At 38.9% G+C, this 21,936-nt stretch carries 23 protein-coding genes and 1 pseudogene; 9 read left to right on the plus strand and 15 right to left on the minus strand.

The features are described 5' to 3' along the window. Positions 1–554 (minus strand): annotated as a pseudogene (locus IQ10_RS14520) (RNA-guided endonuclease InsQ/TnpB family protein); the annotation flags it as partial. A gap of 144 nt (positions 555–698) precedes the next feature. On the opposite strand from IQ10_RS14520, the gene IQ10_RS14525 reads away from it, so the two are divergent. Next, the gene (locus IQ10_RS14525; protein ID WP_242009857.1) at positions 699–1,118 is read left to right on the plus strand and encodes a DJ-1/PfpI family protein; all 420 of its coding nucleotides are present in this window, start codon (positions 699–701) and stop codon (positions 1,116–1,118) included. A 263-nt stretch (positions 1,119–1,381) separates the two neighbouring features. Here IQ10_RS14525 and rlmD read toward each other — a convergent pair whose 3' ends face one another. Further along, complete coding sequence (rlmD, locus tag IQ10_RS14530; RefSeq protein ID WP_144451224.1) at positions 1,382–2,782, minus strand: 23S rRNA (uracil(1939)-C(5))-methyltransferase RlmD; 1,401 nt, start codon at positions 2,780–2,782, stop codon at positions 1,382–1,384. Between the two features lie 134 nt (positions 2,783–2,916). On the opposite strand from rlmD, the gene IQ10_RS14535 reads away from it, so the two are divergent. Further along, the gene (locus IQ10_RS14535; protein WP_144451225.1) at positions 2,917–3,279 is read left to right on the plus strand and encodes a GAF domain-containing protein; all 363 of its coding nucleotides are present in this window, start codon (positions 2,917–2,919) and stop codon (positions 3,277–3,279) included. A 53-nt stretch (positions 3,280–3,332) separates the two neighbouring features. Here IQ10_RS14535 and pdaA read toward each other — a convergent pair whose 3' ends face one another. Further along, positions 3,333–4,133, minus strand: a complete 801-nt coding sequence (gene pdaA, locus IQ10_RS14540) for a delta-lactam-biosynthetic de-N-acetylase (RefSeq protein WP_144451226.1) — start codon at positions 4,131–4,133, stop codon at positions 3,333–3,335. Between the two features lie 162 nt (positions 4,134–4,295). Here pdaA and IQ10_RS14545 point away from each other — a divergent pair, with 162 nt between their 5' ends. Next, the gene (locus tag IQ10_RS14545) at positions 4,296–5,597 is read left to right on the plus strand and encodes a DUF2254 domain-containing protein (protein WP_158640054.1); all 1,302 of its coding nucleotides are present in this window, start codon (positions 4,296–4,298) and stop codon (positions 5,595–5,597) included. A 49-nt stretch (positions 5,598–5,646) separates the two neighbouring features. Here IQ10_RS14545 and IQ10_RS14550 read toward each other — a convergent pair whose 3' ends face one another. From IQ10_RS14550 to IQ10_RS14560, 3 genes are all read right to left on the minus strand, one after another. Beyond that, positions 5,647–7,191 (minus strand): fumarate hydratase, encoded by a 1,545-nt coding sequence (locus IQ10_RS14550; RefSeq protein ID WP_144451228.1) that lies wholly within the window; start codon positions 7,189–7,191, stop codon positions 5,647–5,649. A 192-nt stretch (positions 7,192–7,383) separates the two neighbouring features. Further along, entirely contained in the window at positions 7,384–8,022 is a 639-nt protein-coding gene (locus IQ10_RS14555; protein WP_144451229.1) for a histidine phosphatase family protein, read from the minus strand. 12 nt (positions 8,023–8,034) lie between these two features. Further along, complete coding sequence (locus IQ10_RS14560) at positions 8,035–8,223, minus strand: SE1561 family protein (RefSeq protein ID WP_144451230.1); 189 nt, start codon at positions 8,221–8,223, stop codon at positions 8,035–8,037. 259 nt (positions 8,224–8,482) lie between these two features. On the opposite strand from IQ10_RS14560, the gene yfkAB reads away from it, so the two are divergent. After that, complete coding sequence (yfkAB, locus tag IQ10_RS14565) at positions 8,483–9,592, plus strand: radical SAM/CxCxxxxC motif protein YfkAB (RefSeq protein ID WP_144451344.1); 1,110 nt, start codon at positions 8,483–8,485, stop codon at positions 9,590–9,592. A gap of 71 nt (positions 9,593–9,663) precedes the next feature. Here the strand turns inward: yfkAB and IQ10_RS14570 are convergent, their stop codons facing one another. Then, positions 9,664–10,467, minus strand: a complete 804-nt coding sequence (locus IQ10_RS14570) for a YfkD famly protein (protein WP_144451231.1) — start codon at positions 10,465–10,467, stop codon at positions 9,664–9,666. 136 nt (positions 10,468–10,603) lie between these two features. On the opposite strand from IQ10_RS14570, the gene proC reads away from it, so the two are divergent. After that, a complete protein-coding gene (gene proC, locus IQ10_RS14575; protein WP_144451232.1) occupies positions 10,604–11,407 on the plus strand; it encodes a pyrroline-5-carboxylate reductase in 804 nt (267 codons plus the stop codon). 174 nt (positions 11,408–11,581) lie between these two features. Here proC and IQ10_RS14580 read toward each other — a convergent pair whose 3' ends face one another. From IQ10_RS14580 to IQ10_RS14595, 4 genes are read right to left on the minus strand one after another with little or no spacing between them, the layout of a single operon-like run. Further along, positions 11,582–12,196: a YczE/YyaS/YitT family protein gene (locus IQ10_RS14580; RefSeq protein ID WP_144451233.1), complete on the minus strand. Its 615-nt coding sequence runs from the start codon at positions 12,194–12,196 to the stop codon at positions 11,582–11,584. Between the two features lie 28 nt (positions 12,197–12,224). Then, positions 12,225–13,640: an MATE family efflux transporter gene (locus tag IQ10_RS14585; protein WP_277878039.1), complete on the minus strand. Its 1,416-nt coding sequence runs from the start codon at positions 13,638–13,640 to the stop codon at positions 12,225–12,227. Positions 13,641–13,647: 7 nt separating this feature from the next. Beyond that, positions 13,648–14,274: a YitT family protein gene (locus tag IQ10_RS14590; protein ID WP_144451235.1), complete on the minus strand. Its 627-nt coding sequence runs from the start codon at positions 14,272–14,274 to the stop codon at positions 13,648–13,650. Beyond that, positions 14,261–14,641, minus strand: a complete 381-nt coding sequence (locus IQ10_RS14595; RefSeq protein ID WP_144451236.1) for an OsmC family protein — start codon at positions 14,639–14,641, stop codon at positions 14,261–14,263. Before IQ10_RS14595 ends, IQ10_RS14590 begins: the two co-directional genes overlap by 14 nt. Before the next feature lie 142 nt (positions 14,642–14,783). Here IQ10_RS14595 and IQ10_RS14600 point away from each other — a divergent pair, with 142 nt between their 5' ends. Then, positions 14,784–15,938 carry an MFS transporter gene (locus IQ10_RS14600; protein ID WP_242009849.1) on the plus strand — a complete coding sequence of 385 codons (1,155 nt, stop codon included), beginning with the start codon at positions 14,784–14,786 and terminating at the stop codon, positions 15,936–15,938. 704 nt (positions 15,939–16,642) lie between these two features. Here the strand turns inward: IQ10_RS14600 and IQ10_RS14605 are convergent. The 4 genes from IQ10_RS14605 to IQ10_RS14615 all read right to left on the minus strand — a co-directional run bounded on the left by IQ10_RS14605 (position 16,643) and on the right by IQ10_RS14615 (position 18,916). Next, the gene (locus IQ10_RS14605; protein ID WP_144451238.1) at positions 16,643–16,987 is read right to left on the minus strand and encodes a hypothetical protein; all 345 of its coding nucleotides are present in this window, start codon (positions 16,985–16,987) and stop codon (positions 16,643–16,645) included. Between the two features lie 89 nt (positions 16,988–17,076). Beyond that, a complete protein-coding gene (locus IQ10_RS14610) occupies positions 17,077–18,033 on the minus strand; it encodes an MBL fold metallo-hydrolase (RefSeq protein WP_242009858.1) in 957 nt (318 codons plus the stop codon). Positions 18,034–18,125: 92 nt separating this feature from the next. Beyond that, on the minus strand, positions 18,126–18,272 hold the full coding sequence (locus IQ10_RS18205) for a hypothetical protein (protein ID WP_199757433.1): 147 nt from the start codon (positions 18,270–18,272) through the stop codon (positions 18,126–18,128). A gap of 224 nt (positions 18,273–18,496) precedes the next feature. Next, on the minus strand, positions 18,497–18,916 hold the full coding sequence (locus IQ10_RS14615) for a hypothetical protein (RefSeq protein ID WP_144451240.1): 420 nt from the start codon (positions 18,914–18,916) through the stop codon (positions 18,497–18,499). Between the two features lie 188 nt (positions 18,917–19,104). Here IQ10_RS14615 and IQ10_RS14620 point away from each other — a divergent pair, with 188 nt between their 5' ends. The 3 genes from IQ10_RS14620 to IQ10_RS14630 all read left to right on the plus strand — a co-directional run bounded on the left by IQ10_RS14620 (position 19,105) and on the right by IQ10_RS14630 (position 21,896). After that, the gene (locus tag IQ10_RS14620) at positions 19,105–19,254 is read left to right on the plus strand and encodes an FbpB family small basic protein (protein WP_199757434.1); all 150 of its coding nucleotides are present in this window, start codon (positions 19,105–19,107) and stop codon (positions 19,252–19,254) included. A 239-nt stretch (positions 19,255–19,493) separates the two neighbouring features. After that, entirely contained in the window at positions 19,494–20,831 is a 1,338-nt protein-coding gene (locus IQ10_RS14625) for a cytochrome ubiquinol oxidase subunit I (protein ID WP_144451242.1), read from the plus strand. Between the two features lie 27 nt (positions 20,832–20,858). Continuing rightward, positions 20,859–21,896, plus strand: coding sequence for a cytochrome d ubiquinol oxidase subunit II (locus tag IQ10_RS14630; RefSeq protein ID WP_144451243.1), 1,038 nt, complete (start codon positions 20,859–20,861; stop codon positions 21,894–21,896). The last annotated feature ends 40 nt before the right edge of the window (positions 21,897–21,936 follow it).

Genomic DNA, 21,936 nt, shown 5'->3' on the forward strand with positions numbered 1-21,936 from the left:
TCTTGGTTTGAAAAAGAGACTTCTTTTTCAAAAGAACGACTGTAACCAGGGATTTTCGGTCTAGTTTTAAATTTACTTGGATTCATTTTGTATTCTCGTAAACTAGCATAAAACGATTTCCAGTTTTGAAATACAGTTTTCATAACCCCTTGACTGGATTGCGTTGGAAGAGAGCGATAATCTTGTTGAATCATCGATTTAAAAAGAGCATCCAGAAAATTGTAGTGAACATATGGATTTTCTTTTGAAGGTTCTTCAAATAAATGACACTTGATTTCTTTGCGTTTCTCAACGGGTTTTGCTTTTTCTTTATCAACTTTCTTTTGATAAATTAAAAGTTGATGATCGTTTATTTTTGGGACATGCTTTTGGATATTTTTTAAAACTTCCCGTTGGAGAGGTTGCAACTCTTTTTCTTGAGTTAAACCAGTGAAAATCTGGCGAATATAAAAGTTTGTTGTGTTGTGCATATTCTTTGCGTTTTGACACATCTCTTTGAAATATCCGTGCATGCGATGGCCTTTTTTGACCCAAATTTGATGCGTTTGATACATACATTTTCACCTCCGAACATAAGTTCCTATAAGTATATATTACCAAAATCGTTACAATAATCCTAGCGAAAAAAGAAAAAACGCCAATTCACCTCCCACCTAACATTCTAACGAATGTTTGAGGAGGGAGTCCTCTTGGCTGTAATGATAGACAAAATACGGCCAAATTTATCTGACTATGATTTAATATTTATACCAGGTGGGATGGGAACTAGAACACTAATTCATGATAATAAGTTTATTCAGTGGTTAAAAACGGCTAAAGAAGTGCAATACAAAGTTTCTGTATGTACAGATTCCTTGCTTTTAGGAGCTTCTGGTTTCTTAGAAGGAAAAAAAGCAACAACTCATCCTAATGCTCTTGACTTGCTTAGGCTATATACCCAAAGTGTTAAAACAGAGAGGATTGTAAGAGATGGAAATACAATAACTGGTGGGGGTGTAGCAACTTCAGTAGATCTTGGGTTATATATGTGTGAACTTCTTGCCGGAAAAGAAGCCGTAATGAAAATCCAAAAGCAAATGGACTATCCTTATTATAATGTAGAAGTAGTTACTCAATAGGGTCTAAAACCTTATAAAAAAGGTTCTTCACCACGTTCTGTGGTAGACGCACATTTCCTCTCTGTAAAACTTTTCATACAGTTGAATTCTACTTTTAGATTCTCTTGTACTCATTTATACTTTAATACAGTTTAATGATAGCTTGTTTTGTAATCTTAACTTAAAGCGATTTTGAACTTTCAGAAGTAACCATTTCTATAATTGCCCATTAAGAAAAACCCTTCCACCACTTCGGAAGGGTCTAGACACTAAGGCAGCTTACTTTAATTTCCCCTCTCCAACAACGTCACACTCTCCACCTGCGCCGTCCACGGAAACATATCCACAGGCTGAACGGATTTCACCACATACCCTTTCTTTCTTAACCGTTCAACATCTTTTGCAAGTGTTGATGGGTTACAGGATACATAGACGACACGTTTTGGCTTTACGTTGATGATCGTTTGTAAGAGCTGCTCATCACAGCCTGTTCTTGGTGGATCGACGACAACGACGTCTGGCTTCCATCCTTCTTTTACCCAGCGTGGTAGCCATGTTTCTGCTTTTCCGACTTCATATATCATGTTGCTGTAGCCATGTTTTTTAGCGTTTGCTCGGGCATCTTCTATTGATTCTTCGATAACGTCCATTCCCCGTACTTCTCCTGCCTGGTCAGCAAGCCATAGCCCAATTGTTCCAACGCCACAATAAGCGTCAACGACTTTTTCTGTTCCAGTTAATTGAGCTGCTTTTTTGGCAAGGTTGTATAGCTTTTCCGCTTGCTGTGGATTGAGCTGGAAAAAGGCGCGGGCTGATAAGGCGAAGGAGATGTCGCCGAGCTTTTCTTCGATGACTTCCTCTCCGTCTAAATGAATCGTTTCTTTCCCAAAAATAATCGATGTTTTTTGGCCATTTATATTTTGAATCAGTGATGTGACTTCTGGGAGTCTTCTTTTGATTTCAGCTACAATCGCTTCTTTACGAGGCAAGTTTTTGTCTTTTGTGACAAGAACGACTTGAACCTCTTTAGTGGCAAAGCCAACGCGTGTTACGATCGTACGAATATCACCTTGGTGCTTGCGTTCATTGTAAATGGAGACATTTAAGTCAGTTAAAATTTGCTTCATGACTTGAGTGACCTTGTTTGTGGTCTTATGTTGGACCATGCATTCGGTTAAGTCGATTAATTTATGTGAATTCATCGCGTATAATCCAGCAATGACTTCATTTCCTCGCTTCGCTACTTGAAGCTGACTTTTGTTACGGTAATACCAAGGATCATCCATACCGATTGTTTCTTTTATATCCAGTTTCTCTACATTTAATGTAGAGTGTCGTTCGAATGCTTGCTTGACAATGTCACGCTTTTCTCTGAGTGTTGCCACGTAATTCATATGCTGAAGCTGGCATCCTCCACATTTGTCGTAAATCGGACAAGGAGGCGTCACTCGTTCTGGTGATTTTTTGCGTATTTTTTTCACGATTGCTTCAGCAAAACGAGGGTTTACCTTAATGACCTCAGCCACAATTTCTTCGTTTGGCAGTGCACCATGAACAAAGACGACCTGTCTTTTAAAATAGCCTACACCTTCACCGTTAATACCTAGTCGTTTGATTGTTAAAGGGAATTGTTGCCCCTTCTCTATCGTAACTGCTTTATTTGCTTGTTTTTTCTGTTGGTTCATTTGATTCAACTCCGTCCGTTATATGCGCACCCATTATAGCACATCCTCTGTATCTTCCTAAACTTACTAGACCGAAAATGGTTATGCATCTGTTAAAATAGATTAGTGAAACAAACATTAGGGGAGAGATTACGTTGTCTATACCAACAGACCTAGCGTCCTTGAAGATAATGGCTCACGTATACAAGCGGGCTAGCTTGCAATCAATTTTCGAAAAGACGGTCGAAAGCTTAGTTGAACAAGTCCCATACATTGATTGGGTCGGCATTTATATGTATGAAAACGTAAATTACAATCTTGTTGCTGCTTCTAGCCTTGAGGATGATTTAAGATGGGAGAGTAATGGTGAATTAAAGTTTCCGATCACAAACTCAAACAATGAAGAAATCGGGATGATGATTGTCCGCAGTCTCCAGCCGATTGCTTTTGATGTGACCGATCTCAGCACACTAGAAACCATCGCTGCAGCCATTGGTCAAGAAAGTTTTGCAAATTAAATATAACAAAGAGGTCGACTCATGATGGTATGGGTTGACCTCTTTTTCATCTTTTATGGAAATGGTAAAGTTTGAAGCTGCTTTGTGAGCATGAGATCATCTAAGCTTTTGAACACATAGCCTTGCTTACGCGCATCATCGATCACCCGAGGAAGAGCTTCTGCATTATCGCTTGAAATAGAATGGATGAGCATAATCGCTCCAGGATGAATTCGTTTCATGATTTGGTCATATGCGTACTGACCGCCTTTTTGATTATTCACTTCCCAATCCTTATAAGCCATCGACCAAAAAACATTCGTGTAGCCTAGTTTATTGGACAGCATTAAAGACCTCTCACTAAATTGACCTCGTGGTGGACGAAGGTAGTTCATTTCCTTAACACCAGTCAATTCATTAAACTTTGCCTTCACTGTATTCAATTCTTCCATCAAATGACCATCACCTACTTCAGCTAAGCTCGGATGATGATAGGAATGGTTTCCAACGATATGGCCTTCTTCAACCATCCGTTTAATTAAATCTGATGCTGTTTCCAAATAATGACCCGTGACAAAAAAAGTAGCAGGAACCTTCTTCTCTTTTAACACATCGAGAATCCTCTCGGTATAGCCATTCTCATACCCATTATCAAAGGTTAAATAAAGTTCTTTTTTTGATGTATCCCCTATAAATAAACCGTTTGATTTCTCAAGCATTTCTCTAAAATGGGGCTCAGTTGTGACTGGCTTATTGTCTTTTTCGGGCTTATAACTCCAATTATAAGTCTGGCTACTGGCAGAAACAGAAGTTGTACATACACAGGCAATAATTAGACTAACAAGCAGGATGAGTTTTGAGGCTGTTTGATACATATAAATCCATCTCCCTCATTTTTTTATTAGTCTTTCACTTCCTTTTAACCAATATGTATCTTCGTTTTATCTTCTATTTTCAACATTCATTAAGGTTCATTTTTAAACATAATGGGTAAATAGATGGATATGATTGTTTACTTTTTCTAAAGGAGAATGGGAATGATAAAAAAATGGCTAGTGAAATTACAGGATAAAATTTGGTTAATTCCTGCTTTATATAGCTTAATCGCCATATCACTTGCGAGCGCACTCGCCTTTGTTGACTTCTATTGGTCACAGAGTTTAACGAATGTTCTTCCGTCCATTTTCTTTACAGAGGTTCCGCTTGCACAAACGATATTAAGCGGTTTATCTACTTCCTTATTAACGATGACGACTTTTACATTTTCAACGATCATGGTCGTTCTCACTACTTATGCTTCACAGTTTTCACCACGTACATTAAAAAACTTTATTACAGACAAGATGACATTACATGTGTTAGGGATCTTTCTAGGTGGATTTATTTATCCAACTCTTTCACTTCTATTCATGAAAAATTCCTTAGATGGGCAATTGATGCTTTCAGCCACTGTCGGTGTCCTAATTGCCATCATGTGCTTGGCTTTCTTTGCCATTTTTATTCATCACGTTGCGACAAGTATTCAAGTGAGTAGTTTGATAGACAGGTTAACGACGGAGGCCGATGGAGTAATTCGCTATTATTGTGATCTCCAAGAAAAAGATGATATTTCATTTTTTTCAAAAGAATACGCACCCGTTGCAAAAACAAGGGTTGAGATAAAAGCAGGGACTAGTGGCTATATTCAATATGCTGATTATGATAAGCTTTTTAGTTTGGCAAAGGAGCATCAGATATATGTACATGTAAATTGTCCAATTGGTACGTATGTGAATGATTCAAACTCTCTACTTACAGTCACGACAAAGAAGGGTCAAACAAGCTTAATGAAAGATATAAAACATGAGCTATCTGGTTGTTTTAACATTGAAAAAGAGCGAGACATACGCCAAGATCCAGTGTACGCCTTGCAGAAGATCGTTGAAGTAGCATTACGTGCCATCTCACCTGGAATCAATGATCCTAACACAGCCAATGATTGCATTCGTCATTTAGGGAAATTGCTAGGTCAAATTAGCCAGCTTCCCGATGAGGGTTGGGTTTATATTAACGAGGATAAAGAGGCTTATGTCAGATTCTCATTGCCTCCATTTAAAGAGATCCTATATCGAACATTTTTTCAGCTTCGTCATTATGGGAAAGCAGATGTATCAGTACTTGAAGCGATGTTAGATTCTCTTCATTTTGCATTAGAGAATTCGTCGAAAAAGCACCATCAAGACATTGTTGATATGCAGCATTATGTAATGGAGACCATTGACTTAAGCAATTTCCCAACGCTTGATCAAGAGCTTATTAAGCAAAGAATGCAAGAGACCCAACGTTTGTGTTCGTTTTGATTGCTGACAATCTTCACACAAAAAGAGCGGCATCATAGCCGCTCTCTTATTAGTTATAAACTCTTTCTTTAAATTGCTCTAGCTTTTCAAGTGAGGTTTTTGCAACATCAGCATGCAAGCTATTGCCATGTGAATCCATTGTCACAATTGCGGCAAAGCCTTCAACTTCAAGATGCCACATTGCTTCTGGAATACCAAATTCCATTAAATCAACGCCTTGAACTTGTTTAATACGGTCAGCATAATATTGCGCTGCTCCACCGATTGCATTTAAGTACACGCCACCATGCTCTTGAAGGGCTTTCAGTGTTTTAGGACCCATTCCACCTTTACCCATGACTGCGCGGATACCGAATTTTTTCATAATGTCACCTTGGTAAGGCTCCTCACGAATACTCGTCGTTGGCCCAGCAGCCTTCACATGCCATTCACCTTGATCATCCTTTAACATAACAGGACCACAGTGGTAAATGATTTGACCATTCAAATCAATTGGCGCATCATGATCCATTAAGTGATGGTGGATCGCATCACGGCCTGTGTGCATGATACCATTGATGATTACAACATCCCCAACCTTAAGTTCACGAATCTTTTCTTCTGTAATTGGTGCTTCAAGAACGACTTCACGTACTTCCTCTTGTACTTCAGCAGCATCCGAAATTTCTTTTGATGATACGTTAAGGTCAATCGTCTCACCATCTTTATATAGCCACTCTTTGATATCACCTGTCTCAGGGTTAATTTCCACACCTAGACGGCGGTATGCCCAGCAGTTATAGGCAACAGAAACAAAGAAGCTCGCAGGTAAACGGTTCATCACTCCGACCTTACAGCCAAGTAATGTTGCTTCCCCGCCAAATCCCATTGTGCCAATGCCAAGCTTGTTCGCATTTTCCAAAATATAATCTTCAAGGTTACGCAATTCTTCAATTGGATTCACATCGTCAACTGTACGGAATAATTGTTCCTTTGCTAATGTGTAGCTTGTTGTACGGTCTCCACCGATTCCAACACCGATGAAGCCAGCACTACAGCCTTGTCCTTGTGCTTGGTAGACAGAGTGAAGAATACATTTGCGAATCCCGTCAAGGTCACGACCTGCACGACCTAACCCTTCAAGTTCAGCAGGTAGACTGTATTGAATATTTTTGTTTTCACAGCCACCACCTTTTAAGATCAGGCGAACATCAATATAATCTTTTTCCCATTGATCGAAATGAATCACTGGAGTTCCTGGTCCGAGATTGTTACCAGAGTTTTTACCAGTTAGTGAGTCAACTGAATTGGGACGTAGCTTACCGTCAGCTGTTGCGCGTTCCATCGCTTCGTGAATCGCTTTTTTAATTTCAAGCTGATTGACACCAACTGGCGTTTTAATCTTAAAAGTTGGCATTCCTGTATCTTGGCAAATAGGTGATACTTTATCATCAGCCATTTCAATATTTTCAGTAATAGTCGAGAGTGATAATGCCGCACGTGTACCTGAATTCTCTCTTGCTTTTGCCGCAACAATCGCACGACGTACATCATTTGGTAGATTCGTAGATGTTTCAACAATCAATTGATACATACTTTCTTGTAACTTTTGCATAATCTCCATCTCCCTTTCTTTGTAGAAAAGCTTGGCTAAAGCGCTCTATCTGTTACTATTCAACAACTATTATTATAACGCTAGTCTAAACATTCCGAAAGGGTAACGTGGAAGCGTATGCAAATCTATCTAAAAATCACATAGAAAAAGATACATCTGCCTCTTTTGAGGTAAACGTATCCTTTTTAATATCTAAAGTAATCCCATTTTCGGACTTATATCATTCATTGACTCTAAATGCTGCGTTCGATTCATATAATGAATGAGCGGCTTATTGCCTTCTGTCCATTCAATATGTGTAAAGCTCGTATTACCGATTTGAAAGGGTCTGTGGAAGGTTGACCATTGTTCACCTGTTAAAATATACATCAACAAAATACTAATGAAGCCACCGTGTGAAACAATCGCGACATGATCCTTTTTATGAACATGCAATAGCTGTTCAATAACGTGCTGACAACGTGCTGTTAATTGTTCCACTGTTTCCGTGCCTTCAACACCAGATGTTAAAATCGATTTCTCTTTTGTTACGGGGTAACGTTCATAAATTTCCGCACGAGTCAAGCCTTGAAGGGGCCCAAGATGGACTTCACGAATTTCATCCCAAATATGGACGGTTAAATTCTTCGCATGTCCAATAGCCTGTGCCGTGTCATAAGCCCTTTTTAAATCACTGCTGTATAAATAATCGAGATGAATATCCTTTGAATAAGTAGCCACAGAATGAATTTGCTTCTTACCAAGATCTGATAAGGGAAAATCCATCCATCCTTGTATCTTTCCTTCAAGGTTCCCTTGCGATTCTCCGTGGCGAATAAGATATAAGTTCACGTACTCAGCTCCTTATTCTTCCCAGTCACGGCGGAATTGCTTACACTTCATTTCGATATCATCTAAAATTGATAATAAACGGTCGATTTCTTCAACCCCTGCTTGTTCTGGATCGATTGATTCAAGAACATTCATCACCATATCAAATCGATTTTGTAAATATTTCATTTGTTCCTTTTTATCATGAATTGCTCCACCCAATTGCGTTCGCTCCTTAAAGACGTATTCTATCTAAAGTGTAACAGATTCACATACCCCAGACAATCAAGAGAAGGAAGTAGATCAAAGTCCTTTTGAATCTCAGCTAGATGCGTTATGATGATTGAAGGAATTAAAGAATCGGTAGACGGAAGGCACTTAATTCGCTGATCATGACCAGAAAGGCGACACATTTTGTTTGTCACTCTTTGCCGACCGCGCCCCGAATGATCTTTATTAAAGAAGGAGAACGATCTTTGTGATACACACATTACCACCAATAACGCCAACCTTCGACCCTTGGGAAGCGTATGAAGATATAAAAGAATACGGAAGACTTAAATTAACCAATGTTGAATTTACAACAACGACTCTTTGTAATATGCGTTGTGAGCATTGTGCGGTTGGCTACACTTTACAGCCTAAGGACCCAAACCCACTTCCTCTTGATTTGCTTATTCAGCGTTTAGAGGAAATTCCAACATTACGCGCCTTTAGCATTACGGGTGGAGAACCGATGCTTTCCATGAAATCAGTTGATAACTACGTTGTTCCGTTGCTGAAATATGCTCATGAACGAGGCGTACGTACTCAAATAAACTCAAATTTAACTCTTGATTTAAAGAGATATGAAAAGATTATCCCATACCTTGATGTTCTGCATATCTCTCATAACTATGGAAGTGTTGAAGACTTTGCAGAGATTGGCTTTGCAGTAATGGACCGTAAACCTAGCTTCGAACAACGAGCAAAATTATTTAATCAAATGGTTGAAAATGCAAAAGCCTTAACAAGTCAAGGTGTGATTGTTTCAGCTGAAACCATGATTAATAAACGGACATTGCCTCATCTTGAACAAATTCATGAGCAAATTGTCGAGATGGGCTGTCAACGTCACGAAGTACACCCAATGTATCCAAGTGACTTTGCTAGTAATCTAGAAGTTGCATCTCTTGCTGAAATCCGCGATGGCATTCATCGCCTTTTAGATGCTCGTCACAAAGATGTATGGATGCTTTTTGGAACGCTACCGTTTTATCCTTGTAGCGCAAATCAAGAAGATCTCGAGTTACAAAAACGCTTATTTGCTGAAAAAAATGTCACGGTTCGTAATGATCCTGATGGCCGCTCGCGTTTGAATGTAAATATTTTCGATGGAAATATTATCGTCACTGATTTTGGAGACACTCCTCCATTAGGAAATATTGCGGATACAACATTACAACAAGCATACGACACATGGAAGGAATCACCAATTTCCCAATCTCTAAATTGTCACTGTCCATCTGTGCAATGCCTTGGACCAAATGTTCTCGTCAAAGATGCTTATTATCAAGATGTTGATTTCACAAAGAGAAAGACGAATATATAAGAAAAAAGCTGACTTCAATGCACTCCCTTCTTTCTAAAAGGGGAGCACACTCATAAGTCAGCTTTTCCTATTTATCTTGGTTGGTTCGCTGCCATAAATGAAAATGTTAAATGATCTTGAACAGGAATCCAAGCTCCTACTCCTTGTTGTGTAACATTTTTCACTTCTAATTTCGGCTTACCACCCTTAAAAATTAAATACACTTCACCGTAAGTCACTTTCCCTTTTTCGTTCGCTGCGGGTACAAAGCTATACAAATAGCCAATTTGTTTTGGGGCAATATTATACGTATTTGTTTTACGCGTTCCCTGGCCAATCACTGTCTCAAAAGACAAAGGCAAATTCGTATGCTCGGTTGCTTTAATCATCATCATCTTTTTTACCGCTTCACTATTTGGAATTTTTGCCGTTAGACCTCCACTTACTTTCTTCTGCTGCTCTTGATTATAGTTTAATTTTTGAGGAGATCGCCCTCCGCGGTTATCAATATAATTGGTGTTCACTTTTTGATACTCCCAGTTCACTTCAGTACCAGCAGAATCATAAGATAAAGGCCACTCACCTAAGTAAATAGACGCACGAAAACCTAGTGCTAATTTCGAGTCATTAATCGTGGATTCATTTAAAATTCGTATTAAGTCAGGATTTTCAATTTTAACATCTGTTGACTCAAGAAGTTGTTTCGCAAGCGTACTAGGTTGCAAATAAGGTAAGTCTTGTGTTGGGTTCGTGTACGTATTTTCTTTTGAAATGTTTAAAACAGAGTCAGGAATTTTAAAAACCTTATTCTCTTTCTTATCGTCTTTTTCTGCAAATACATGAAAAGATGTTGTGAACAAAAGTAATGTAATGAGCATGATGACGATTCGTTTCATTTTCTCTACCTCCTCATATCTTTCGTTTCCTTTATTAGGCTTAGTATTTGTCTTCTGACAAATATTATCCGACGCTACCGTAAACAATATATTTCTGATAACGTAAGAGAGAATAACAAAAGGGGAGATACACAACATGAATAACGTACATATTCTTTTTATCGGAGCTGGCCGCATGGCTGAAGCGATTTTCTCTGGAATTCTTACTCATCAGCCAGAAATTATGATTACTGTTTCCAATCAATCGAACAGCGCTCATCTTGACCTTTTACAGTCAAACTACCCTATTCAAACAACATCAAGTTGGACAGAAGTAATCGATCAAGTAGATGTCATTTTACTTGCTTGTCCTCCTGGTGCTCATTCAGAGGTCCTTCAGAAGATGAGTTTACTATTAAAAAAGGGGCAGCTCGTTGTAACAGTTGCAGCAGGGATCGGACCATCTAAGCTAGAAGCTGCTTTGCCAAAAGGAACACCAGTTGCTTGGTTGATGCCTAATACAGCTGCAGATGTAGGAAAGTCAATGTCGATTTATGCTTATGGTTCGGCTATCACTGATACACACCGCAATATATTTGAGAAGGTAGTTTCAGCCATTGGACCGTCTGAAGAACTATCTGAGGAGCAAGTTCATAACCTAACTGCTGTCACTGGTAGTGCTCCTGCTTTTCTATATTCTTTTGTTGAAGCACTTGAACAAACAGCAACCAAATACGGGCTAACAGCTGAACAAGCACGAAAACTAGTCATTGAAATGGTCATCGGCAGTGCTGCGATGCTAGCTAAGCACCGTGATCCAGCTAAGCTAAGAGAACAAGTCACATCCCCTGGCGGCGCCACAGCTGCTGGCTTAACTTCACTTGCAAATGATCAATTTTCAGATAGTATTATTCGCGCAATCCATGCGACAAATGCCAGAGCAAAAGAACTCGGCTCCTAAGAAAAACGAATGCGTCTTGACCAGCGCGACAAGTGCTGGAAGACTGTCAATGCGTTGCTAGGTTTTAGGTACCCATTTACTGGCTGAAGTAACCTCGAGCGGCTAGGCGATGGAGCTAGACATCAGCGAATTTTATCCCTTCTTATCTTCTAAAAAAACAGCTCAATGATTTGATCATTGAGCTGTTCTCCAATTCACTCTCTTTTTAACATGTGGATAAAATAATTGAATAAGTGGACCAATTAAAAAGGTCACGACAACTGTTCCTATACCAATTGGACCACCAACTAGGAATGCTGCCAACAGCGCGATAACTTCTGCGACCGTTTTTGCAAGCATGACATTCACTCCAAGTAAATCCTTTAAGACAAACATAAAACGGTCTATCGGGATAACAGCAAACTCAGCTTGTAAATAAACCGCAATTCCAAATGCAATAATAACCGCTCCAATAAGTAGGACAACAATTTGTAAACCTAACCCGCTAAACAGGCTATTATCAAAGACGACTAACAACCAGAAATCAATAAAGTATCCCAAAATTATAACCGTCACAAGCGCCAGTAATTCAGGTTTTGATTTTGACAATAAGGCGTTTATCAGAATCAGTAGAATTCCGATAAAAATAACCCAATTTCCGACTGAATACACTGTCATACTAGCTAACCCGACATTTAACGCATCCCATGCCCCAGTGCCAAGTCCAGCTAATATTGTTAAGGTAATACCAAATGATAAAATGAGCAATCCACCAAGATAACTCATTATTCTAATCAAAACAGGCTTCATTCCTTACCCTCAATTCTGTTCTTGTTTTTTATTCACTTTCCTTCTCTTTTTTCTCTGTTTTTTCAGCGACTTCCTCACTCATTTTCCTCCAATTTCCGAGGAAATAATATCCTGCAGCAATGACACTACTCACGACAAAGCTAACGCCCATTCCAATCGCAATTCCGCGTTCTCCAAACCACATTGAGAACAACGCTGCTAGTGGATAACGGAGAATCCAAAATGAGACAATGTTTAACACTAAGACTGGTAACATAGCTCCAGCAGCTCTAGCTACTCCGTTTAAGACAAAATTCACACCAAGGAACGGATAAAAGAAGGCGATCGTTTTGACATACATCGTTCCAAAAGCAACTGTTTCTTCATCTTGCACAAACATTCTCACAAACGTTTCTGCACCAAGGAAAATGATCGTGCTAATTATTAGTGATACTCCCACAATAAGGATAATCGCTTGCTTAGCAATTTCGTTGACTCGATGCCAATGCTTCGCGCCAATATTTTGACCAGCCATTGCATTTACAGCAGATCCAAGTGTTAGTGCTGGCAGCATGATCAAGCTATCTAATCTTTGTGCCGCACCAAATCCAGCTACTACCTGTTCCCCGAAGCTTGTTACAACTGTCATGATCGCCAGAACCCCTGCTGAGATCGCCATCATTGACAAGCCAGCAGGTAGTCCCATTTTAAACAACACAATAAAGTATCTTCTCTCAGGAAGAGTTGGCATTTGAAAAGGAATCCCTACTTTTAAAATTGAATATAACAATCCATACAAAAAGGCAGTCCCTTGTGAGATGACCGTTGCAAAGGCCGCTCCTTCAATACCTAATTGAAAAACATGAATAAAAATCGGATCGAGTATCGCATTAAGAATTACCGCCAGCAAAATAAATCGAATCGGCGTTTTACTATCACCCATTGCCCTAAGTACGGTCCCGATAAAATTATAGCCAAATAAAAATAGAATCCCAACAAAGTTTATTTGCAAATATGCTTGCGCCATCGGCAAAATATCTTCAGGGGTTCCCATAAAACGAAGGATCGGTCCTGACAACAAAAAACCAACTATCCCAAGAATAATAGCAAGCGATCCAAGCACAACGACAAATGCATTCAAAGAATCTTTTAATCCTTCTTCGTCATTGGCCCCTCTTCTCTGACTTAGAACCGTTAATGTCGCTCCGTTTAATCCAATAATAAAGGAAAGAATCGTAAAAACGACTGTAGCCGAAATAGAAACAGCTCCAAGTGCACTAGCCCCAAGTAAATTCCCTACCCAAAGAGCGTCAACAAATTGGTAAGAGGCTTGTAATAGATTGCTTAAAAAGATTGGCCAAGAAAACAAAATCATTTTTTTGGCTATGTGACCTTCAGTAAAATCGATTTGATTTGAATGTGTTTTCATAAGAAGCTCCTTGTCCATTAAGCAAAAGAAAGACAAACACCATTTACATTGAATAGGAGGTGTCTGTCTGATGACTGTTCCTTTTATATAAGATAACCTGATTTATCACCTTTGAAGATATCCATTGTGTTCCAAGCGCAAATAGAAATAACTGCCAATCGACAATCATCGCAATGATCGCGAAGATCGATATATTCATCCAGAACATTGATTTACCAGGTAAGATACCTGTCACTTTATAAAGAATATGTGCAATAATTGCAAATCCACCCGAGGAAGCCCCGTGACGAAATAAGATCCCAACGCCTATTCCAAAAATGATAGCTCCAAATAAGCCACTTAAATAAATAGGAAATAATACTTCAAATTGAAAAGAACTAATGATTCCAACTGTGACGGATGTAACCGATACTGTCAAGATGGTTTTTAACGCACTCTGGTATCCAATCCATCTAACTGCAAGTATTAGAAAGAACGCATTTAGTCCCCAAAGTGACCAACTATGCTCCCAACCAAACCAGACCTCAAATAAAATCGCTAAACCCGCGGCACCGCCTGAAGCAATTCCATGCGGAAAGAGAAAGCATGCCATTGCAACCCCTTGTAACATTGCAGCAGCAGTTAAAAAAAAGAGTGAAAGGATTTCGCTCTTTTTCTTATTTTTTTTCAAATGACTCAGTCACCTTTATACTGTCTTTAACTGTTTGTACAATCGTACAATTTTTTCTCGTCACTTTAAGAGCTTTCTCGATTTTCTCATCAGTTGCATTTGTTCCAGTAATTATAAAATGAAGATGAATATCCGTTACTTCATTCACTCCTGCTTCGTTACGCTTTACATCTGCTTGAATTCGAATATCTTCAAACTCTATACGTTGTTTTTGTAACACTTTGCGTAGAACTCCCCCACTACAAACAGCAACAGAAGAGACTAACAACTGATACGGGCGAAAACCATACTCAGCATTGCCAGATACCTCAAGTTGCCCGAATTCAAATTCACCAACAAAGCTATTTTCTTTCATTTTAAATTCCATCATTCATTCCTCCTCTTAATCCATTCTCCTATTGTATCAGCCTTCTCAAAGAACGTCATGCTCTTTTGCTTATCCTGTATATGGCTAAGATCGACAGAAAAAGCTAGAATGGAAAAGTCTACTTGAAAAAGAGAGGGATATGATGAACAAATTTCATTTTTGGATTTTAATTAGTATTGTCGCCATTAGTGGTTTTAGTCAAGGCATGCTGCTTCCGCTTATTGCGATTATTTTTGAACAAGACGGCGTGTCCGCTACTTTAAACGGACTTCATGCAACAGCTCTCTATATTGGTATCTTGATTATTTCTCCTTTCATGGAACAACCATTGCGAAAATACGGCTACAAACCCGTTATCATTATTGGCGGGCTTATCGTTGTCGTTGCACTTGCTCTATTTCCTTTATGGAAATCATTATGGTTTTGGTTTTTCTTAAGATTAAGCATTGGAATTGGTGATAATGTCCTTCATTTTGGGACGCAAACGTGGATTACGTCCTTTTCTCCTAAAGAGAAACGCGGACGTAATATTAGTTTATATGGTCTCTTCTTTGGAATTGGATTTGCTGTCGGTCCACTGATAACACCATTAATCGCCATCCTTGAAGCTTTACCCTTTATGATCTCGTCGGCCCTCTGTTTCATCTCCTGGCTATTCTTACTGTTTTTGAAAAATGATTTCCCAGAGCAAGCTGTCGAATTTACCTCTTTTAAGGATACAGCCAAACGGTTTAGCAAAGTGCTAAAATATGCCTGGGTTGCTTTCTTACCCCCACTTGGCTATGGCTTTCTCGAAGCTTCTATTAATGGAAGCTTTCCCATTTACGGGTTACGGATAGGTTTTAATATTTCTGATATCTCGATCTTACTTGCATCATTTGCGATCGGAGGGATCGTTTTTCAGCTTCCACTTGGAATGATTAGTGATAAGTACGGGCGAAAACGAGTTCTACACACAATCTTACTGTTTGGAAGCCTCAGCTTTCTTGGCGCAAGCTTTCTTGAGCACACAGTCATCGGCCTTGCCAGTGCGCTTTTTGTTGCTGGAATGCTTGTCGGCTCGACTTTTTCACTTGGCATCAGCTATATGACAGACTTAACACCCAAATCCTTACTCCCAACCGGAAATATTTTATGCGGCATTGCTTTTAGCATCGGCAGCTTGATAGGACCTTATTTAGGGGGACTATTCATACAAAAGGCAGAGGGGATGAGCTTCTTTCTTATTATAAGTGTGATGCTGTTGGTCATTTTCTTCTTTATTAGCAGAATCCCTTCAGCTAAAACAAAAGGATGACTCCTAGCCTTGCTTTATGGAGTCATCTCTCATTTTTCAAGCTAAAAAGAAGGTGACCAGCGCAATGTGGTCACCTTCTTATCACCATTCACCTAAATACAAGTATCATCATTCAATGATAATCTGGGGTCGAAACGATATTTGTCTTTTGGAGACACCTACTTTCATTCATGTTAGAAACAATCTTGAAATTTCTTAGCACTCTCCAATGTAATCACCTCATTTAAGGTACTTACTACAGTCACGTTACTTGCCTATTACATCTTTGAATATCAACTTGAAGGCTTCTGGTGTGAGGAGTTGTTGCCATCCTCAATACTTATTATGGTCCGTAATTTGTTTTATATACATGGCGGCTTTTTAATTTTTCATTTGAACGCCATTTTCTTAAAAAAGAAGGTGACCAGCGCAATGTGGTCACCTTCTTATTACCATTCACCTAAAAAGTATCATTATTCAATGAACAATCTGGGGTCGAAACGATATTTGTATGCTGGAGACACCTACTTTCATTCATGTTAGAAACAATCTTGAAATTCCTTAGCACTCTCCAATGTAATCACCTCATTTAAGGTACTTACTACAATCACGTTACTTGCCTATTGCATCTTTGAACATCTACTTGAAGGCTTCTGGTGTGAGGAGCATTGCTGCCGTCCTCACTACCTATTATGGTCCGTTTCTTGTTGTATATACTCGATTATTTAATTTTGTTTTAAATTTTTCATTTCTGTCGCAGCATCCTTCGTTGCTTTCACAATTTCTTCTGAGCTTTCCTTAAGGTGAGCTGCCGTTTCTCCAATTTGTCTAATATCCTCACTAATATCACGGATCACATTTGATACTTCACTTGCAGTTGATCTCACTTGTTCGAAAATTTGTTCACGATTATCACGGATAAACCCAAGCACTTCACTCGTGCCGTCTTTCGCTCTTTTTAATTCTGTTACAAGCATCGTCCGTCTTTCTTTATTAGCAAGGACAATCGAAAGTGCTACTGCCCCACCTATCCACAATCCTTTGCATACTGTGTTACACTTTTTATCCATTGTCACCCCTCCTCTATGTTCACTTACTATTTATTTTATAATTAAAGCTAGAAAAAGGAAAGGACAGGAAAAGCTACTTGAGTGAATATTCATTCATTTTTAAAATATATTAATCCATCTACTTCTTCTACGATAACCTCTTGACGTTCAACCAATAAATCCAAATGACCGAATGTTTCTGAAAAGGTTAGTTCAGGTTGCTTGATGTGCTTTTCCTTAAATAGCTCAAAGCTGATGTCATTCGCACTCATTTTGCGATCAGAAAGAATTTTTTTAATCGCCAACGCTCTTTTATCATGAGCTTCTAAGCGCTGATCAACAAGGGTACCCACATCTTTAATAAGAGTACCATGCCCTGGCATCAATGTTGAAATCCCTTCATCCTTTAATAGCTGCAAAGAACGGCGATATTGCAGTAATGTTTTTGGTCTAACTGTCCCTTCCATTGGAGCTTCAAGTAGGGCATTCGATGAAATTGTAGCTAACAAAACATCTGCTCCAATCGCCACTTGATCCTGTTCACGAACAATCATAATATGATCTTGAGCGTGACCTGGAACCTCCATCACCTTCCATCCACTAAGTCCAGGAACCTGATCACCATGATTTACAGTAATATGAATATCTGTTTTTTCAACAAAACTCATATAGCTCTTACTTGTTTTTTTCATTTTTTCTAATACCGCTTCTTCCATTCCATGTCTTTGATAAAATTGACCAAAAAAAACTTCATACTTCTTAAAAAAAGTAGGATCCTTTAATAACCAAGGCCGCAAATAACGATGTCCAATTAATGTGGAATGTTCTTGAAATAACCCTGCAAGACCAACATGATCAGGATGATGATGAGTCAAAATCACTTGTTCAATATCTTTCATTTGATAACCAAGCTTTTTAAGTTGCTCAACTAGTGAGCATTTTCCTTCCTCTGTTAAAGGACCAGTGTCAACTAATGTTACCATTTCTCCTTCAATTAAATAGGCATGAACCGGTCCTACTGGAAAAGGTGTTGGAATGGTTAACTGATGAATCGTTTCTGTCTTCACTCCCAATTTGATTCCTCCTTCAATGAAATCGCTTACTTGTGTGAGTAAAGAAAAAGATGCTTAACCTTTGTTAAACATCTCCACATAAGCAATTAATTATAAGCTTGTGTTAGAAAATCGTCTGTTTCAAGGTGCTCAAACCCATCATGACTAGCCTTCTTTAAGTCCTTGATTTCACTTGCTAGGCGTTCTAATTTTTTTTCCATTTCCTCAATCATTTTCTTTTCTGATACTGTCACGTCTTCTCTCTCCCTTTTTCTTGTTGTTATTTTTTGAAGGCCAGCAAGCGATCGAGCACTCGCTCATTTTTTATCTATATTCAAATGCTAACCGAATTTAAATTATAAAAATATTCTAACAATATAAACAATCCATGTAAATACCTTTTCTCGAAAAAATATGTACAAATTGTTTCCAAAAAAAGAGCCACTCAACAAAGATTCTAGAGAGTGGTTCGTTTCGTTTATTGAAATCGTTCAAGTTGACGTAGAAATAATCCTTCGTACTTAAATTGATTAATAATGATTTGTAAGTACTGAATGACAATCAGATTTGTTGCATTTGCGAGTAGATTTTGCAATTGCTGTAGACGATTTAGATAATGTCGAATTTGATCTTGCAGCCCTAACTGATACGATTCTGGCCGTTTAAATGTTTCTTGATCCACTTCTGGGTACATACCTGTTAGATAATAATATAGTCCTCTAAGCCAGTCGTAATGCTCTCTTCGTCTTTGAAACAATTGTTTCCATAAGTAGCGCTTTTGGTCTGTATTTGCTAGTACAGATAAGTAATCAAGTGTGATGACATCTGTACTCTCTGTCGTCATCATATCTCGAATCTGCTGTGGATTGGTTACACGTTGAAAAAATGGTTGATTCACACCATCCCCACCTTTGCCTAGTCTTCTCTAACTTTATGTTGTCATAATGCAAGTTAGAAACATTCGACAGACTTCTACAAATACATCCGTTGTCGAAAAATTGTAACAATTTTATCATCTTTTTTTACAAAAGCTTGATATAATAAGGTTGTAGCAAACATTACTAATATGAATGAAGGTAGGTTATCATGAGAAGACAAGTAATATCGTTTGAAGATCTTGTTTTAGAAAATAAAAAGCAACTTTTAAATGACCCTGAAGCCTTAGCGAAAATTGAGAAGCGAATCGATGATCGTTCAGTGGAGAAGCTTGAAAAGGAACGTAAAAAAGCTCAATAACTAACAATGATTCACAGAGCGAACAGGTGTGATTTTGAACGACAGACTATTTGATCAACCTCAATTCGAGGTCTAAATATTCCCAAAAGAGTCAGCTTACCGCCCAATGGTAGGTTGGCTCTTTTTTTATTGTAAAAGTTGGTTAGTTCATATGATGTGCATAGAATGAAAAAGTTTACACACAGTAAAGCAAGAAAACAATTCCACTTTTGAATCGTTTCATGAAAGGAAGATAAAAATTGGATAATGTTATGCTGGCACGTACACTTTTTGGTTCTTCAATGGCTTTTCATATTATTTTTGCCACGCTTGGAGTCGGCATCACGTTTATGATTCTCTTAGCAGAAATCATGCGGATTGTTCGCAAGGATTCTGATTATGGAACACTTGCAAAGAGATGGACAAAAGGAGTGGCGATTTTACTTGGAGTGGCGATTCCATCTGGAACCATTGTTGCTGTGATGCTTTCTCTTTTGTGGCCTGGCTTCATGGAAATCGTCGGCCAAGTTATTGCTCTCCCCTTTCAGATTGAGATTTTTGCATTTTTTTTAGAAGCTTTATTTTTGTCGATTTATGTGTATGCAGCTGATCGGCTTTCCTCAACGATGAGGATTGTCAGTGTGTTTTTTGTAGCATTAGGGGCGACGGCATCGGCTGTATTGATTACAGATGCACACGCTTGGATGAATACACCACGTGGCTTCAGTATTGTGAATGGTGAAGTTACGAATGTTGATCCATTAGCTGCCGTTTTTAGTCCAAGTATAGTCGTTACCGCCTTTCATGTCGTCGGAAGCGCCTATCTCACTGGAGCGTTTGTTCTTGCGGCAGTAGCAGCATATAAGTTACTTCGCGGCAACCTTAGTAAACGTGAAACGGCATATCATCGCAAAGGCATGATGCTTAGTCTTGCTGTCGCATTGGTTATGTCGATCTTTACAGCACTTAATGGGCATGAGACAGCTGTCATGCTACATGAGTACATTCCTGTAAAACTTGCTGCTGCGGAAGGATTATTTGAAACGCAATCAAATGCGCCATTATCCATTTTTGGAACACCAAATCCAGAAGCTGGAAGAGTTATAGGAGGCATTGAAATTCCTGGCATGTTAAGTTGGATTGCGACTGGATCAACAGATGGCGTGATTCAAGGATTAAACGATTTTCCACGAAATGATTGGCCTCCTTTATTTGTCCATACTTTGTTTAATGTCATGGTTGGAATTGGCATGATTTTGCTAGGAATTGCAGGAATTGCATGGTTGTTTTGGTTCATTCAACGCAAAAAACAACAATCATTCCCAAAATGGTTGTTAGCTGGAATCGCGATTTCTGGTCCTTTAGCGATTATTGGAATTGAAACGGGTTGGATTTTCAGTTGCACTGGTAGGCAGCCCTGGACAATCCACGGCATTCAACGGACATCTGAAGCAGCAACGAATTCTGGGCACTTAGGAATGTTGTTTATCTTATTTATAGGTTTGTATATCATCCTTCTTGTAATCACAGCTCTTGTTATGTATTTCTATTTCAACCGTAATCCTGTCTCAAACGATTTGGGTATTGCAGCAGACTAACGTAAACACAAAGGTAGGAGTACACTTATGGAAAATGTATATATTGCAATCACGATTATTTGGGCATTTTTATTTATCTATGCAGTGGCTGGCTCCATTGACTTTGGGGCTGGATTTTGGGCGATGTATTACCGTAAACGAACTGATACAAAAGCAGCAAGCGTAGCGAATCGATACTTATCTCCCTCATGGGAAGTCACAAATGTGTTTCTCGTTTTGCTCGTCGTTTCGTTAGTTGGCTTCTTTCCTGGAGCAGCTTTTTCACTTGGAACATTAATGATCGTCCCTTTTTGCCTCGTCTTAATTTTACTGACGATTCGTAGCGCCTTTATGGTCTATTCTTATTCAGTACAAAAGTATACAGATATGCTCGTTGTCATATCTGGAATCACTGGGCTCCTCATTCCAGCTTTACTCGTTAGTATCTTACCTGCAGCTATTGGTGGATTTGTCGAGACCATTGGAGAGACTCAGTACATTTTAGTTGATCAGCTCTTTATCAGCCCAGCCTTTTATACTCATTTAGGCTTTGGGCTTAGTACTGAATTATTTTTATCTTCCTTGCTCTTGAGCGACTATGCTCGTGAAGCTAACTCGGAGGAAACCTATCATGTGTACCGTCGAAATGCGATTATACTCGGACCGATTACGTTATCATTTGCTGTAGCTGCTATATTTACGCTCATTCCCGAGGCTTTTTGGATGTTTGAAAACATGGCCAATGAATGGCTGCTATTCTCTCTTTCTTTACTGGCCTTTGCTATTGGTTATAGTGCCCTTTGGTGGCCCTCAAAAAAAGCTAGCGTCGGACACCCGCGAATAGCTGTCATCCTGATTGCTCTTCAATTCGGCTTAGCTAGTTTTGCTTATGGTTCCGCACACATGCCTTATTTTTTATATCCTGATTTAACGATTTATGATGCTTTTACAAACGATACAATGTTTCGATCTCTTATGATTGGATATGGTTTTGGAATGGCCATCTTAATTCCTGTCTTCATTTGGTTCTGGCGTTTATTTATGAAAGATAAGCGTTATTTACGCCAAGAGGAAGCTCCGCATTAATAAGAAAAGAGGTCGACTTAGAAAGTATCGAGTTTAGTTT

This window comes from Halalkalibacter nanhaiisediminis (genome assembly GCF_007830185.1).
Taxonomy (GTDB): Bacteria; Bacillota; Bacilli; order Bacillales; family Bacillaceae_D; genus Halalkalibacter; species Halalkalibacter nanhaiisediminis.